At 51.5% G+C, this 14382-nt stretch carries 10 protein-coding genes, 6 tRNA genes and 3 rRNA genes; 17 read left to right on the forward strand and 2 right to left on the reverse strand.

What is annotated here, in order from left to right:
• The first annotated feature begins 63 nt into the window (after positions 1 to 63).
• From M8Q36_RS07060 to birA, 7 genes are all read left to right on the forward strand, one after another.
• Positions 64 to 1603, forward strand: a 16S ribosomal RNA gene (locus M8Q36_RS07060).
• Between the two features lie 72 nt (positions 1604 to 1675).
• Positions 1676 to 1752, forward strand: a tRNA-Ile gene (locus tag M8Q36_RS07065).
• 107 nt (positions 1753 to 1859) lie between these two features.
• Positions 1860 to 1935: transfer RNA gene (locus M8Q36_RS07070), tRNA-Ala, on the forward strand.
• 179 nt (positions 1936 to 2114) lie between these two features.
• A 23S ribosomal RNA gene (locus tag M8Q36_RS07075) occupies positions 2115 to 5022 on the forward strand.
• 91 nt (positions 5023 to 5113) lie between these two features.
• Positions 5114 to 5229, forward strand: a 5S ribosomal RNA gene (gene rrf, locus M8Q36_RS07080).
• The 16S, 23S and 5S rRNA genes sit together here with 2 tRNA genes alongside, the layout of an rRNA operon.
• Before the next feature lie 124 nt (positions 5230 to 5353).
• The gene (gene murB, locus M8Q36_RS07085; protein WP_249880434.1) at positions 5354 to 6382 is read left to right on the forward strand and encodes a UDP-N-acetylmuramate dehydrogenase; all 1029 of its coding nucleotides are present in this window, start codon (positions 5354 to 5356) and stop codon (positions 6380 to 6382) included.
• Positions 6379 to 7341 carry a bifunctional biotin--[acetyl-CoA-carboxylase] ligase/biotin operon repressor BirA gene (birA, locus tag M8Q36_RS07090; protein ID WP_249880435.1) on the forward strand — a complete coding sequence of 321 codons (963 nt, stop codon included), beginning with the start codon at positions 6379 to 6381 and terminating at the stop codon, positions 7339 to 7341. The genes murB and birA overlap by 4 nt, the downstream gene beginning before the upstream one ends.
• A 31-nt stretch (positions 7342 to 7372) precedes the next feature.
• Here the strand turns inward: birA and coaA are convergent, their stop codons facing one another.
• Positions 7373 to 8323, reverse strand: a complete 951-nt coding sequence (coaA, locus tag M8Q36_RS07095) for a type I pantothenate kinase (RefSeq protein WP_017460033.1) — start codon at positions 8321 to 8323, stop codon at positions 7373 to 7375.
• 203 nt (positions 8324 to 8526) lie between these two features.
• Positions 8527 to 9075 (reverse strand): GNAT family N-acetyltransferase, encoded by a 549-nt coding sequence (locus tag M8Q36_RS07100; protein WP_249880436.1) that lies wholly within the window; start codon positions 9073 to 9075, stop codon positions 8527 to 8529.
• A gap of 335 nt (positions 9076 to 9410) precedes the next feature.
• On the opposite strand from M8Q36_RS07100, the gene M8Q36_RS07105 reads away from it, so the two are divergent.
• From M8Q36_RS07105 to rplJ, 10 genes are all read left to right on the forward strand, one after another.
• Positions 9411 to 9486 (forward strand) — tRNA-Thr (locus M8Q36_RS07105).
• A gap of 8 nt (positions 9487 to 9494) precedes the next feature.
• Positions 9495 to 9579: transfer RNA gene (locus M8Q36_RS07110), tRNA-Tyr, on the forward strand.
• A 112-nt stretch (positions 9580 to 9691) separates the two neighbouring features.
• Positions 9692 to 9766, forward strand: a tRNA-Gly gene (locus tag M8Q36_RS07115).
• A 6-nt stretch (positions 9767 to 9772) separates the two neighbouring features.
• Positions 9773 to 9848, forward strand: a tRNA-Thr gene (locus tag M8Q36_RS07120).
• A gap of 113 nt (positions 9849 to 9961) precedes the next feature.
• Positions 9962 to 11146 (forward strand): elongation factor Tu, encoded by a 1185-nt coding sequence (gene tuf / locus M8Q36_RS07125; RefSeq protein ID WP_249880437.1) that lies wholly within the window; start codon positions 9962 to 9964, stop codon positions 11144 to 11146.
• A gap of 228 nt (positions 11147 to 11374) precedes the next feature.
• Positions 11375 to 11758: a preprotein translocase subunit SecE gene (secE, locus tag M8Q36_RS07130; RefSeq protein ID WP_003033128.1), complete on the forward strand. Its 384-nt coding sequence runs from the start codon at positions 11375 to 11377 to the stop codon at positions 11756 to 11758.
• Between the two features lies 1 nt (position 11759).
• Positions 11760 to 12305, forward strand: a complete 546-nt coding sequence (nusG, locus tag M8Q36_RS07135) for a transcription termination/antitermination protein NusG (protein ID WP_006816549.1) — start codon at positions 11760 to 11762, stop codon at positions 12303 to 12305.
• Between the two features lie 141 nt (positions 12306 to 12446).
• Positions 12447 to 12875 (forward strand): 50S ribosomal protein L11, encoded by a 429-nt coding sequence (rplK, locus tag M8Q36_RS07140; RefSeq protein WP_002438627.1) that lies wholly within the window; start codon positions 12447 to 12449, stop codon positions 12873 to 12875.
• A gap of 3 nt (positions 12876 to 12878) precedes the next feature.
• A complete protein-coding gene (rplA, locus tag M8Q36_RS07145; RefSeq protein WP_017460030.1) occupies positions 12879 to 13583 on the forward strand; it encodes a 50S ribosomal protein L1 in 705 nt (234 codons plus the stop codon).
• Positions 13584 to 13883: 300 nt separating this feature from the next.
• Positions 13884 to 14381, forward strand: coding sequence for a 50S ribosomal protein L10 (gene rplJ / locus M8Q36_RS07150; RefSeq protein WP_002438625.1), 498 nt, complete (start codon positions 13884 to 13886; stop codon positions 14379 to 14381).
• Position 14382 lies beyond the last annotated feature (1 nt).

A 14382-nucleotide genomic window follows, 5' to 3' on the forward strand; every position in this document is an offset into this window, starting at 1 on the left:
ACACGTAATTCATTACGAAGTTCTTTTCTTTAGAAATAAAGAAGCATTGAGCATCAAACTTTTAAATTGAAGAGTTTGATCATGGCTCAGATTGAACGCTGGCGGCAGGCCTAACACATGCAAGTCGAACGGTAACACAGAGAGCTTGCTCTCGGGTGACGAGTGGCGGACGGGTGAGTAATGTCTGGGAAACTGCCTGATGGAGGGGGATAACTACTGGAAACGGTAGCTAATACCGCATAACGTCGCAAGACCAAAGAGGGGGACCTTCGGGCCTCTTGCCATCAGATGTGCCCAGATGGGATTAGCTAGTAGGTGGGGTAACGGCTCACCTAGGCGACGATCCCTAGCTGGTCTGAGAGGATGACCAGCCACACTGGAACTGAGACACGGTCCAGACTCCTACGGGAGGCAGCAGTGGGGAATATTGCACAATGGGCGCAAGCCTGATGCAGCCATGCCGCGTGTATGAAGAAGGCCTTCGGGTTGTAAAGTACTTTCAGCGGGGAGGAAGGGAGTAAGGTTAATAACCTTGCTCATTGACGTTACCCGCAGAAGAAGCACCGGCTAACTCCGTGCCAGCAGCCGCGGTAATACGGAGGGTGCAAGCGTTAATCGGAATTACTGGGCGTAAAGCGCACGCAGGCGGTCTGTCAAGTCGGATGTGAAATCCCCGGGCTCAACCTGGGAACTGCATCCGAAACTGGCAGGCTTGAGTCTCGTAGAGGGAGGTAGAATTCCAGGTGTAGCGGTGAAATGCGTAGAGATCTGGAGGAATACCGGTGGCGAAGGCGGCCTCCTGGACGAAGACTGACGCTCAGGTGCGAAAGCGTGGGGAGCAAACAGGATTAGATACCCTGGTAGTCCACGCCGTAAACGATGTCTATTTGGAGGTTGTGCCCTTGAGGCGTGGCTTCCGGAGCTAACGCGTTAAATAGACCGCCTGGGGAGTACGGCCGCAAGGTTAAAACTCAAATGAATTGACGGGGGCCCGCACAAGCGGTGGAGCATGTGGTTTAATTCGATGCAACGCGAAGAACCTTACCTGGTCTTGACATCCACAGAACTTAGCAGAGATGCTTTGGTGCCTTCGGGAACTGTGAGACAGGTGCTGCATGGCTGTCGTCAGCTCGTGTTGTGAAATGTTGGGTTAAGTCCCGCAACGAGCGCAACCCTTATCCTTTGTTGCCAGCGGTTAGGCCGGGAACTCAAAGGAGACTGCCAGTGATAAACTGGAGGAAGGTGGGGATGACGTCAAGTCATCATGGCCCTTACGACCAGGGCTACACACGTGCTACAATGGCGCATACAAAGAGAAGCGACCTCGCGAGAGCAAGCGGACCTCATAAAGTGCGTCGTAGTCCGGATTGGAGTCTGCAACTCGACTCCATGAAGTCGGAATCGCTAGTAATCGTGGATCAGAATGCCACGGTGAATACGTTCCCGGGCCTTGTACACACCGCCCGTCACACCATGGGAGTGGGTTGCAAAAGAAGTAGGTAGCTTAACCTTCGGGAGGGCGCTTACCACTTTGTGATTCATGACTGGGGTGAAGTCGTAACAAGGTAACCGTAGGGGAACCTGCGGTTGGATCACCTCCTTACCTTAAAGAACCGTTCTCTGCAGTGTCCACACAGATTGTCTGATGAAATAACGAGCAGTAAAAAATCTCTGCAGGCTTGTAGCTCAGGTGGTTAGAGCGCACCCCTGATAAGGGTGAGGTCGGTGGTTCAAGTCCACTCAGGCCTACCAAATTCGCTCCCGTGCTTTGTTGTGTTAACGCTCACATACTTCAGTATGCTTCGCGTCAACACGCCGCGCCCGGTAACGAATTCAAGGTAACGGGATTTAACTACGATGGGGCTATAGCTCAGCTGGGAGAGCGCCTGCTTTGCACGCAGGAGGTCTGCGGTTCGATCCCGCATAGCTCCACCATCTTTACTGTTCGGCACAAGAAAACTTCAGAGTACACATTCTGTGTGTGCTGCGAAGTTTTGCTCTTTAAAAATCTGGATCAAGCTGAAAATTGAAACACTGAACAGTGCGAACTGTTCTGTGAGTCTCTCAAATTTTCGCGACACGCGGATGTTTCACGAAACATCTTCGGGTTGTGAGGTTAAGCGACTAAGCGTACACGGTGGATGCCCTGGCAGTCAGAGGCGATGAAGGACGTGCTAATCTGCGAAAAGCGCCGGTAAGGTGATATGAACCGTTATAGCCGGCGATGTCCGAATGGGGAAACCCAGTGTGACTCGTCACACTATCATTAACTGAATCCATAGGTTAATGAGGCGAACCGGGGGAACTGAAACATCTAAGTACCCCGAGGAAAAGAAATCAACCGAGATTCCCCCAGTAGCGGCGAGCGAACGGGGAGGAGCCCAGAGCCTGAATCAGCTTGTGTGTTAGTGGAAGCGTCTGGAAAGTCGCGCGATACAGGGTGACAGCCCCGTACACAAAAGCACACAGGCTGTGAGCTCGATGAGTAGGGCGGGACACGTGGTATCCTGTCTGAATATGGGGGGACCATCCTCCAAGGCTAAATACTCCTGACTGACCGATAGTGAACCAGTACCGTGAGGGAAAGGCGAAAAGAACCCCGGCGAGGGGAGTGAAAAAGAACCTGAAACCGTGTACGTACAAGCAGTGGGAGCATCCTTCGGGGTGTGACTGCGTACCTTTTGTATAATGGGTCAGCGACTTATATTCTGTAGCAAGGTTAACCGAATAGGGGAGCCGAAGGGAAACCGAGTCTTAACTGGGCGTTAAGTTGCAGGGTATAGACCCGAAACCCGGTGATCTAGCCATGGGCAGGTTGAAGGTTGGGTAACACTAACTGGAGGACCGAACCGACTAATGTTGAAAAATTAGCGGATGACCTGTGGCTGGGGGTGAAAGGCCAATCAAACCGGGAGATAGCTGGTTCTCCCCGAAAGCTATTTAGGTAGCGCCTCGTGAATTCATCTCCGGGGGTAGAGCACTGTTTCGGCTAGGGGGCCATCCCGGCTTACCAACCCGATGCAAACTACGAATACCGGAGAATGTTATCACGGGAGACACACGGCGGGTGCTAACGTCCGTCGTGAAGAGGGAAACAACCCAGACCGCCAGCTAAGGTCCCAAAGTCATGGTTAAGTGGGAAACGATGTGGGAAGGCCCAGACAGCCAGGATGTTGGCTTAGAAGCAGCCATCATTTAAAGAAAGCGTAATAGCTCACTGGTCGAGTCGGCCTGCGCGGAAGATGTAACGGGGCTAAACCATGCACCGAAGCTGCGGCAGCGACACTTATGTGTTGTTGGGTAGGGGAGCGTTCTGTAAGCCTGCGAAGGTGTGCTGTGAGGCATGCTGGAGGTATCAGAAGTGCGAATGCTGACATAAGTAACGATAAAGCGGGTGAAAAGCCCGCTCGCCGGAAGACCAAGGGTTCCTGTCCAACGTTAATCGGGGCAGGGTGAGTCGACCCCTAAGGCGAGGCCGAAAGGCGTAGTCGATGGGAAACAGGTTAATATTCCTGTACTTGGTGTTACTGCGAAGGGGGGACGGAGAAGGCTATGTTAGCCGGGCGACGGTTGTCCCGGTTTAAGCGTGAAGGTGTGTGCTCCAGGCAAATCCGGAGCACTTTAACACTGAGGCGTGATGACGAGGCACTACGGTGCTGAAGTAACAAATGCCCTGCTTCCAGGAAAAGCCTCTAAGCTCCAGGTAACACGAAATCGTACCCCAAACCGACACAGGTGGTCAGGTAGAGAATACCAAGGCGCTTGAGAGAACTCGGGTGAAGGAACTAGGCAAAATGGTGCCGTAACTTCGGGAGAAGGCACGCTGATATGTAGGTGAAGCGACTTGCTCGTGGAGCTGAAATCAGTCGAAGATACCAGCTGGCTGCAACTGTTTATTAAAAACACAGCACTGTGCAAACACGAAAGTGGACGTATACGGTGTGACGCCTGCCCGGTGCCGGAAGGTTAATTGATGGGGTCATCCGTAAGGAGAAGCTCTTGATCGAAGCCCCGGTAAACGGCGGCCGTAACTATAACGGTCCTAAGGTAGCGAAATTCCTTGTCGGGTAAGTTCCGACCTGCACGAATGGCGTAATGATGGCCAGGCTGTCTCCACCCGAGACTCAGTGAAATTGAACTCGCTGTGAAGATGCAGTGTACCCGCGGCAAGACGGAAAGACCCCGTGAACCTTTACTATAGCTTGACACTGAACACTGGTCCTTGATGTGTAGGATAGGTGGGAGGCTTTGAAGCGTGGACGCCAGTCTGCGTGGAGCCGCCCTTGAAATACCACCCTTTAATGGCTGGTGTTCTAACGTGGACCCGTTACCCGGGTTGCGGACAGTGTCTGGTGGGTAGTTTGACTGGGGCGGTCTCCTCCTAAAGCGTAACGGAGGAGCACGAAGGTCAGCTAATCCTGGTCGGACATCAGGAGGTTAGTGCAATGGCATAAGCTGGCTTGACTGCGAGCGTGACGGCGCGAGCAGGTGCGAAAGCAGGTCATAGTGATCCGGTGGTTCTGAATGGAAGGGCCATCGCTCAACGGATAAAAGGTACTCCGGGGATAACAGGCTGATACCGCCCAAGAGTTCATATCGACGGCGGTGTTTGGCACCTCGATGTCGGCTCATCACATCCTGGGGCTGAAGTAGGTCCCAAGGGTATGGCTGTTCGCCATTTAAAGTGGTACGCGAGCTGGGTTTAGAACGTCGTGAGACAGTTCGGTCCCTATCTGCCGTGGGCGCTGGAGAATTGAGGGGGGCTGCTCCTAGTACGAGAGGACCGGAGTGGACGCATCACTGGTGTTCGGGTTGTCATGCCAATGGCACTGCCCGGTAGCTAAATGCGGAAGAGATAAGTGCTGAAAGCATCTAAGCACGAAACTTGCCCCGAGATGAGTTCTCCCTGAGACTTTAGGTCTCCTGAAGGAACGTTGAAGACGACGACGTTGATAGGCCGGGTGTGTAAGCGCAGCGATGCGTTGAGCTAACCGGTACTAATGAACCGTGAGGCTTAACCTTACAACGCCGAAGATGTTTTGGCGTGAGAGAGATGAAATCAGCTTGATACAGATTACGTCAGGGCGTGAGAACGGTCTGACAACAGAATTTGCCTGGCGGCAGTAGCGCGGTGGTCCCACCTGACCCCATGCCGAACTCAGAAGTGAAACGCCGTAGCGCCGATGGTAGTGTGGGGTCTCCCCATGCGAGAGTAGGGAACTGCCAGGCATCAAACAAGTGAAGAGGCCATCCTGACGGATGGCCTTTTTGCGTTTTTACGCTGTGAAACAGCACAAGCGCTCATCCTGCGGATGCGGTAAACTAGCCGTGTTTTTGCATCAGGATAGCGCTAATGAATCTCTCCCTTAAGCCCTGGAATACCTTTGGTATTGATCGCCAGGCTCACCAAATTGTTTGTGTCGAAAGTACGCAGCAACTGCTCAATGCGTGGCAGTCTGCAGTACAAAGCCAGCAACCCGTATTGATCCTCGGTGAAGGAAGCAACGTATTGTTTCTGGAAGATTTTGTCGGCACGGTCATTATCAATCGTATTAAAGGAATTGACGTTCACGAAGAGGCGGACGCATGGCTTTTGCATGTCGGTGCGGGAGAGAACTGGCATAATCTTGTACGGTGCACACTCGAGCAAGGCATGCCGGGACTGGAAAATCTGGCGTTAATTCCAGGCTGTGTGGGCTCCTCTCCTATCCAGAACATTGGTGCCTATGGCGTTGAGTTACAACGTGTGTGCAGTTATGTAGATTGCATGGAACTCAGTAGCGGTAAGTCGCAGCGTTTATCTGCAGAGGCCTGCCGTTTTGGCTACCGAGACAGTATCTTTAAGCATGAATATCAGGATCGTTACGCCATCACTGCTGTTGGATTGCGGTTGGCAAAATCCTGGCAACCCGTCTTGACCTACGGTGACCTGACCCGTCTGGACCCCGCAACCGTAACGCCTCAACAGGTTTTCGATGCCGTTTGCCAGATGCGTACCAGCAAGTTGCCGGATCCTAAAGTGAACGGGAATGCGGGCAGCTTCTTCAAAAACCCGGTGATCACGGCTGAGCAAGCTCGCATACTGCTCGCACGTTTTCCTCATGCACCGTATTACCCACAAGAAGATGGTTCCGTGAAGCTGGCCGCAGGCTGGTTGATCGATCAATGTCAGTTGAAAGGTACCTCATTAGGGGGCGCAGCTGTCCATCACTTACAAGCTTTAGTACTGATTAACACCGGTCACGCAACGAGCGAAGATGTGGTGCGTCTTGCACATTTTGTTCGGCAGAGTGTAGGCGATAAATTTGATATCTGGCTGGAACCGGAAGTGCGCTTTATAGGATCTTCTGGCGAGGTGAATGCGGTGGAGGCTATTGCGTGAAAGACAATACCGTTCCATTAACGCTGATTTCGATTCTGGCGGATGGCGAATTCCATTCTGGCGAGCAGCTTGGTGAGCGTTTAGGCATGAGTCGTGCTGCTATCAACAAACATATCCAGACGCTACGTGACTGGGGTATAGATGTTTTCACCGTGCCGGGAAAAGGCTATAGCTTGCCAGAACCTATTCAGCTGCTGGACGAGGCCTTTATCAGTAGCCAGGTGGCACAAGGCTCTGTTGCGGTGCTACCGGTGATCGATTCAACCAACCAATACCTGTTGGATCGCTTAAATGGCTTACGCTCCGGCGACGCCTGTGTTGCCGAATATCAGCAGGCTGGTCGCGGGCGGCGCGGGCGAAAATGGGTATCTCCGTTTGGTGCTAACCTTTATATTTCCATGTACTGGCGGCTTGAGCAGGGGCCGGCAGCTGCCATTGGCCTGAGCCTGGTCATCGGTATCGTTATGGCCGAGGTGCTGCGCGATTTAGGCGCGGAGCAAGTACGCGTCAAATGGCCAAATGATCTCTATCTACAGGATCGTAAACTCGCGGGGATCCTCGTCGAATTAACGGGAAAAACCGGCGATGCGGCACAAATTGTCATTGGCGCTGGCGTCAATCTAGTGATGCGTAAAACACAGGCAGAAGATATCAGTCAAAGCTGGATTAATCTGCAGGAAGCCGGTGTGCGCATTGATCGCAACCAACTGGCGGCACGTTTGATCATTGAACTTCGCACCGCCTTGCAGCACTTTGAACAAGAAGGGTTAACGCCTTTCCTGACTCGCTGGGAAGCGCTGGATAATTTCATTAATCGTCCGGTGAAGTTGATTATTGGTGAAAAAGAGATCTTTGGCATTTCCCGCGGGATTGATTCACAAGGTGCTTTGCTACTTGAGCAGGACGGCGTTATTAAACCCTGGGTGGGGGGAGAGATATCGCTTCGTAGCGCGGAATAATTAAAAGGGAGCATGAATGCTCCCTTTTAATTTATTTCCGTAGTCGAACTTGTTCCACGGCATGGTTGGCGCTTTTTGTCATAATCAGGCTTGCACGCTCGCGGGTTGGCAGGATGTTTTCTTTAAGATTTAAGCCGTTAATTTCTTTCCACAATGACATCGCAATCTCAATTGCTTCGGCTTCCGACAATTTGGCGTAGTTGTGGAAATAAGAATCAGGATTGGTAAATGCGCCTTCGCGGAACTTCAGGAAACGGTTGATATACCAGGTTTGCAAAAGATCTTCTGGTGCATCCACATAAATCGAGAAATCAACAAAGTCGGAAACAAATACATGATGTGGATCATGTGGGTAATCCATCCCGCTTTGTAAAACATTTAACCCTTCAAGAATTAAAATATCCGGTTGCGAGATCGTTTTATCGCCATCGGGGATCACATCATAAATAAGATGTGAATAAACCGGCGCGGTGATGTTAGTCACGCCCGATTTAATATCTGAAACAAACTGCACAAGGCGGTGCATATCATAAGATTGCGGAAACCCTTTTTTCTTCATCAAGCCACGGTCTTTCAGTACCTGGTTTGGGTGCAAAAAACCGTCGGTCGTGATGAGTTCTACACGGCGATGCTCTGGCCAGCGGCTCAGGAGTGCCTGCAAGACGCGAGCGGTGGTGCTTTTTCCTACGGCAACACTACCCGCAATGCTGATGATATAAGGAATACGCTGCCCGTTAGTGCCGAGAAATTGTTCAAGAACGGCCTGACGGCGCAAGTTCGAACTGATGTAGAAGTTAAGTAAACGGGAAAGTGGAAGATATATTTCAGCAACTTCTTCCAAAGAAAGGTCTTCATTAATGCCTTTTAATCTCGCGATCTCACCTTCAGTTAAGGTCATTGGGACAGAATCGCGAAGCGCAGCCCATTGGCTGCGATTAAACTGTAAGTAAGGCGTCATTAACGTTTGCTCTTTTTTACTCATAAGCTTTTATTAGCCTGCCATTATCACTCGCTGCGTTGGCTTCCTGCGCGCAGTAAGAGAGAGACTCTAAAGATAATGCTATGGCACGACGTTATTGAAATAAGTGGGATCAATGGGCAGGAGGTTAACACCAGATGACAGGGAATAATATGAAAAATCGCGTCGAGATGATGCTTTCCGTAGAAAGCATCACGCGCTTCACTTTAGCTGGCAATAGAACGAACCATCTGATTTACAGCAAATAAGCGTTTAAAATAAATGGCTGCCGGGTGGTAATAACCGTCCGCAGAGCAGAGAAAATCCGGTATTTCACCAAGGCAGCGGTATCCTTGCGAGCGAAAGAATGCTTCCCCGGCAGAACCGGCCAGTGCTTCAAGTGATAGCAAACCTCGCTGGCGTGCATATGCTGCCTTCTCGAGCTCAGCAATGAGCTTCTTACCAACGCCTGTGCGGCGGGCGCGGCGATGTACCAGCAGGAGTTTGATATTTCCCCGGTTAAGGGCTTCAGGTTGCATGTTGAGTTGCAAACTGACGCTGCCCGAAACGCCCTGTTCATCCCGCGCAATCCAGATGAGTCGCTCGCCTTTTTCCAGTTCACTACGTAAACGGTAAAAGCTGCTTTCAGCTTCCTGTTGACTGAGCGCACGTTGATACCCCACAGATGCGCCGCTGTGCAATGCATCAAGTAATAATTGTGCAAGTTCCGGGCAATAGACTGGCAAGGTGGCTGCATTTAATAAAACAATTTTCATGATGACGCCTCCGCAGGGGATGTAATAGCGCAGATGCAATTAGTGATCCATTTCACGATTCCGTATTAGCGCTGAGGAATCGGCGTTAAGCGATCATTTATTTGCACCACGATAGCGCAACTGCACTGGCAAAGGTCCACACAGGTATCGAACAGAGCGTTGGGCTGAGAGAATAGAGGGGAAGGAATCATGAAAAATGGTGGTTTTTTCCACGGTGTTGCATGAAATTACAGCATTTCTTCGGCTTGTCGCGCAAAATGTGAGCGATAGAACGTTTTGTGCAATTTTTTAGTTGCATCAATCCCTCTGTCTCCCTAGAATGCGCGCTACTTGATGCCGACTTAGCTCAGTAGGTAGAGCAACTGACTTGTAATCAGTAGGTCACCAGTTCGATTCCGGTAGTCGGCACCATCAAGTCCGGTGGGGTTCCCGAGCGGCCAAAGGGAGCAGACTGTAAATCTGCCGTCACAGACTTCGAAGGTTCGAATCCTTCCCCCACCACCATTTTCGGTTACGCTAAAACGTAACCTGAGTTGGTGTCAGTAGTGAATCAGCTCTTTGGGAGAGTGTCTTCTCCCGATAATACAGAAAGTACTGGGTAGCCGAGTTTCAGGATGCGGGCATCGTATAATGGCTATTACCTCAGCCTTCCAAGCTGATGATGCGGGTTCGATTCCCGCTGCCCGCTCCAAGACGTGCTGATATGGCTCAGTTGGTAGAGCGCACCCTTGGTAAGGGTGAGGTCCCCAGTTCGACTCTGGGTATCAGCACCACTTCACTTCTCCTCCCTGGTTTCTCTTCTGTTATTAGCATTCAACGAGTCGGGCATGTTGCCTGGTTGATGTGGTGATATCACCGATTTATCCGTGTCTTAGAGGGACAATCGATGTCTAAAGAAAAGTTTGAACGTACAAAACCGCACGTTAACGTCGGTACTATCGGCCACGTTGACCATGGTAAAACAACGCTGACCGCTGCAATCACTACCGTTCTGGCTAAAAAATTCGGTGGTAATGCTCGTGCATTCGACCAGATCGATAACGCGCCGGAAGAAAAAGCTCGTGGTATCACCATCAACACGTCTCACGTTGAATATGACACCCCGACTCGCCACTACGCACACGTAGACTGCCCGGGCCACGCCGACTATGTTAAAAACATGATCACCGGTGCTGCGCAGATGGACGGCGCGATCCTGGTTGTTGCTGCGACTGACGGCCCGATGCCGCAGACCCGTGAGCACATCCTGCTGGGCCGTCAGGTAGGCGTTCCGTACATCATCGTGTTCCTGAACAAATGTGACATGGTTGATGACGAAGAACTGCTGGAACTGGTAGAGATGGAAGTTCGTGAACTGCTGTCCCAGTACGATTTCCCGGGCGACGACACCCCGATCGTTCGTGGTTCTGCTCTGAAAGCGCTGGAAGGCGAAGCTGAGTGGGAAGATAAAATCGTTGAACTGGCTGGCTACCTGGATTCCTACATTCCGGAACCAGAGCGTGCGATTGACAAGCCGTTCCTGCTGCCGATCGAAGACGTATTCTCCATCTCCGGTCGTGGTACCGTTGTTACCGGTCGTGTAGAGCGCGGTATCATCAAAGTGGGTGAAGAAGTTGAAATCGTTGGTATCAAAGACACCGCGAAATCCACCTGTACCGGCGTTGAAATGTTCCGCAAACTGCTGGACGAAGGCCGTGCTGGTGAGAACGTAGGTGTTCTGCTGCGTGGTATCAAACGTGAAGAAATCGAACGTGGTCAGGTACTGGCTAAGCCGGGTTCCATCAAGCCGCACACCAAATTCGAATCTGAAGTGTACATTCTGTCCAAAGATGAAGGCGGCCGTCACACTCCGTTCTTCAAAGGCTACCGTCCGCAGTTCTACTTCCGTACAACTGACGTGACTGGCACCATCGAACTGCCGGAAGGCGTGGAGATGGTAATGCCGGGCGACAACATCAAAATGGTTGTTACCCTGATTCACCCGATTGCGATGGACGATGGTCTGCGTTTCGCAATCCGTGAAGGCGGCCGTACCGTTGGCGCGGGCGTTGTAGCAAAAGTTCTCAGCTAATCGCTGATAACATTTGACGCAATGCGCAAGAAGAGGGCATCATTTGATGCCCTTTTTGTACGCTTTCGAACCAGAACCTGGCTCATCAGTGATTTTATTTGTCATAATCATTGCTGAGACAGGCTCTGAAGAGGGCGTTAGTCCGAATCTCGCCAGAGCATTTCGGTTTGGTTGCCTCGCTTATGCGGGGCAAAAATGTTTGTCTGAATTCTTGTGACAGGTTGGTTTATGAGTGCGAATACCGAAGCTCAAGGGAGCGGGCGCGGCCTGGAAGCGATGAAGTGGGTTGTTGTTGCAGTACTGCTGCTCGTGGCTATCGTTGGCAACTATCTTTATCGTGACATGATGCTGCCGCTCCGCGCGCTGGCAGTTGTTATTCTGATTGCTGCAGCAGGTGGTGTCGCGCTGTTGACGACGAAGGGTAAAGCGACCGTCGCTTTTGCCCGTGAAGCGAGAACCGAAGTACGTAAAGTGATTTGGCCCACTCGTCAGGAAACATTGCACACCACATTGATCGTGGCTGCCGTAACTGCAGTCATGTCACTGATCCTGTGGGGACTGGATGGTATTCTGGTCCGCCTGGTTTCCTTTATCACTGGCCTGAGGTTCTGAGATGTCTGAAGCTCCTAAAAAGCGCTGGTACGTCGTTCAGGCGTTTTCCGGTTTTGAAGGCCGCGTAGCTACTTCGCTGCGCGAGCATATCAAATTACACAATATGGAAGAGTTGTTTGGCGAAGTCATGGTGCCGACTGAAGAAGTGGTCGAAATCCGTGGTGGTCAGCGTCGCAAAAGCGAACGCAAATTCTTCCCGGGCTACGTCCTTGTTCAGATGGTGATGAATGACGCCAGCTGGCACCTGGTACGCAGCGTTCCGCGTGTAATGGGCTTCATCGGCGGCACGTCCGATCGTCCGGCGCCGATTAGCGATAAAGAAGTGGATGCGATCATGAACCGCCTGCAACAGGTTGGTGATAAGCCGCGTCCGAAAACGCTGTTTGAGCCGGGTGAAATGGTCCGCGTTAGCGACGGTCCGTTTGCCGACTTTAACGGTGTGGTTGAAGAGGTGGACTACGAGAAGTCTCGCCTGAAAGTATCCGTTTCTATCTTCGGTCGTGCGACCCCGGTAGAGCTGGATTTCAGCCAGGTCGAAAAAGCCTAAATATTCGGCGATCAAACGTTGCACAGGGTGCGAAATTGACATACAATTTCGCGCCTTTTGTTTTTATGGGTCTCGTATCCGTAAAACGTATTCAAACACGGGGAGCCTTTCGGGGCGCTATACCCAAACGAGGAAATTTCAATGGCTAAGAAAGTCCAGGCCTACGTCAAGCTGCAGGTTGCAGCTGGCATGGCAAACCCGAGCCCACCGGTTGGTCCGGCTCTGGGTCAGCAGGGTGTTAACATCATGGAATTCTGTAAAGCGTTTAACGCCAAAACTGATTCCATCGAAAAAGGTCTGCCAATTCCGGTTGTTATTACCGTTTACGCTGACCGCTCCTTCACTTTCGTTACCAAAACGCCTCCGGCAGCAGTTCTGCTGAAGAAAGCGGCTGGTATCAAGTCTGGTTCTGGCAAGCCGAACAAAGACAAAGTGGGCAAAGTAACCCGCGCTCAGGTGCAGGAAATTGCTCAGACTAAAGCCGCGGACATGACCGGTGCTGACATTGAAGCGATGACTCGCTCAATCGAAGGTACTGCGCGTTCCATGGGCCTGGTAGTGGAGGATTAAGAAATGGCTAAACTGACCAAGCGCATGCGCGTGATCCGTGACAAAGTTGATGCGACCAAACAGTACGACATCAACGAAGCCATTGCTCTGCTGAAAGAGCTGGCCACTGCTAAATTCGTAGAAAGCGTAGACGTTGCTGTTAACCTCGGCATCGACGCGCGTAAATCTGACCAGAACGTACGTGGTGCAACTGTACTGCCGCACGGTACTGGCCGTTCTGTTCGCGTAGCCGTATTTACCCAGGGCCCGAACGCTGAAGCTGCTAAAGCAGCTGGCGCTGAACTGGTAGGTATGGAAGATCTGGCTGAGCAGATCAAAAAAGGCGAAATGAACTTCGACGTTGTTATTGCTTCTCCGGATGCAATGCGCGTTGTTGGTCAGCTGGGCCAGGTTCTGGGGCCGCGTGGCCTGATGCCAAACCCGAAAGTTGGTACCGTAACGCCGAACGTTGCTGAAGCGGTTAAAAACGCTAAAGCGGGTCAGGTTCGTTACCGTAACGACAAAAACGGCATCATCCATACCACCATCGGTAAAGTGGATTTTGACGCTGACAAATTGAAAGAAAACCTGGAATCCCTGCTGGTTGCGCTGAAAAAAGCAAAACCGTCTCAGGCGAAAGGCGTGTACATCAAGAAAATTAGCATCTCCACCACCATGGGTGCGGGTGTTGCGGTAGACCAGGCTGGTCTGAACGCAGTAGCGAACTAATATTCGCCTTTACGTGGGTGGTGGATTTGTCTACAATCTTACCCCCACGTTTTGCTAGCGTAAGTTAGCAAACAAACAGATTTGTTCGTTGGAGCCTGGCCTAATCCAGGCCTCCGTCGAAGACCGCAGGTGTTTCGTAAGAAGCTTAATTCCCTGCGTAGACGGTGACAGAACCTAAAGATTATTTTTAAAGTACTCTTTGGCTTGTTTCTGCTCACCGTATTAAGACGCTCTTTTCATTGAGAAGAGTGAAGTGAGTTCCAGGGCATGAGCCCTGGCAAACATCCAGGAGCAAAGCTAATGGCTTTAAATCTTCAAGACAAACAAGCGATTGTTGCTGAAGTCAGCGAAGTAGCCAAAGGCGCGCTGTCTGCGGTTGTTGCGGATTCCCGTGGCGTTACCGTAGATAAAATGACCGAACTGCGTAAAGCAGGTCGCGAAGCCGGCGTTTACATGCGTGTTGTTCGCAACACCCTGCTGCGCCGTGTTGTTGAGGGTACTCAGTTTGAGTGCCTGAAAGACGCGTTCGTTGGTCCGACCCTGATTGCATACTCTATGGAACACCCGGGCGCTGCTGCTCGTCTGTTCAAAGAGTTCGCGAAAGCGAATGCAAAATTTGAGGTCAAAGCCGCTGCCTTTGAAGGTGAGTTGATCCCGGCGTCCCAGATCGATCGCCTGGCAACCCTGCCGACCTACGAAGAAGCAATTGCACGCCTGATGGCAACCATGAAAGAAGCCTCTGCTGGCAAACTGGTTCGTACTCTGGCTGCTGTACGCGATGCGAAAGAAGCTGCTTAAT

The sequence above is a fragment of the Kosakonia sp. R1.Fl genome, from assembly GCF_023516815.1.
In the GTDB taxonomy this organism is placed as follows: Bacteria; Pseudomonadota; Gammaproteobacteria; order Enterobacterales; family Enterobacteriaceae; genus Kosakonia.

Excerpts from the sequence above, each read along its gene's own strand:
- murB (WP_249880434.1), top strand. The coding sequence starts at position 5,354 with ATGAATCTCTCCCTTAAGCCCTGGAATACCTTTGGTATTGATCGCCAG.
- coaA (WP_017460033.1), bottom strand. The coding sequence starts at position 8,323 with ATGAGTAAAAAAGAGCAAACGTTAATGACGCCTTACTTACAGTTTAAT.
- M8Q36_RS07100 (WP_249880436.1), bottom strand. The coding sequence starts at position 9,075 with ATGAAAATTGTTTTATTAAATGCAGCCACCTTGCCAGTCTATTGCCCG.
- tuf (WP_249880437.1), top strand. The coding sequence starts at position 9,962 with ATGTCTAAAGAAAAGTTTGAACGTACAAAACCGCACGTTAACGTCGGT.
- secE (WP_003033128.1), top strand. The coding sequence starts at position 11,375 with ATGAGTGCGAATACCGAAGCTCAAGGGAGCGGGCGCGGCCTGGAAGCG.
- nusG (WP_006816549.1), top strand. The coding sequence starts at position 11,760 with ATGTCTGAAGCTCCTAAAAAGCGCTGGTACGTCGTTCAGGCGTTTTCC.
- rplK (WP_002438627.1), top strand. The coding sequence starts at position 12,447 with ATGGCTAAGAAAGTCCAGGCCTACGTCAAGCTGCAGGTTGCAGCTGGC.
- rplA (WP_017460030.1), top strand. The coding sequence starts at position 12,879 with ATGGCTAAACTGACCAAGCGCATGCGCGTGATCCGTGACAAAGTTGAT.
- rplJ (WP_002438625.1), top strand. The coding sequence starts at position 13,884 with ATGGCTTTAAATCTTCAAGACAAACAAGCGATTGTTGCTGAAGTCAGC.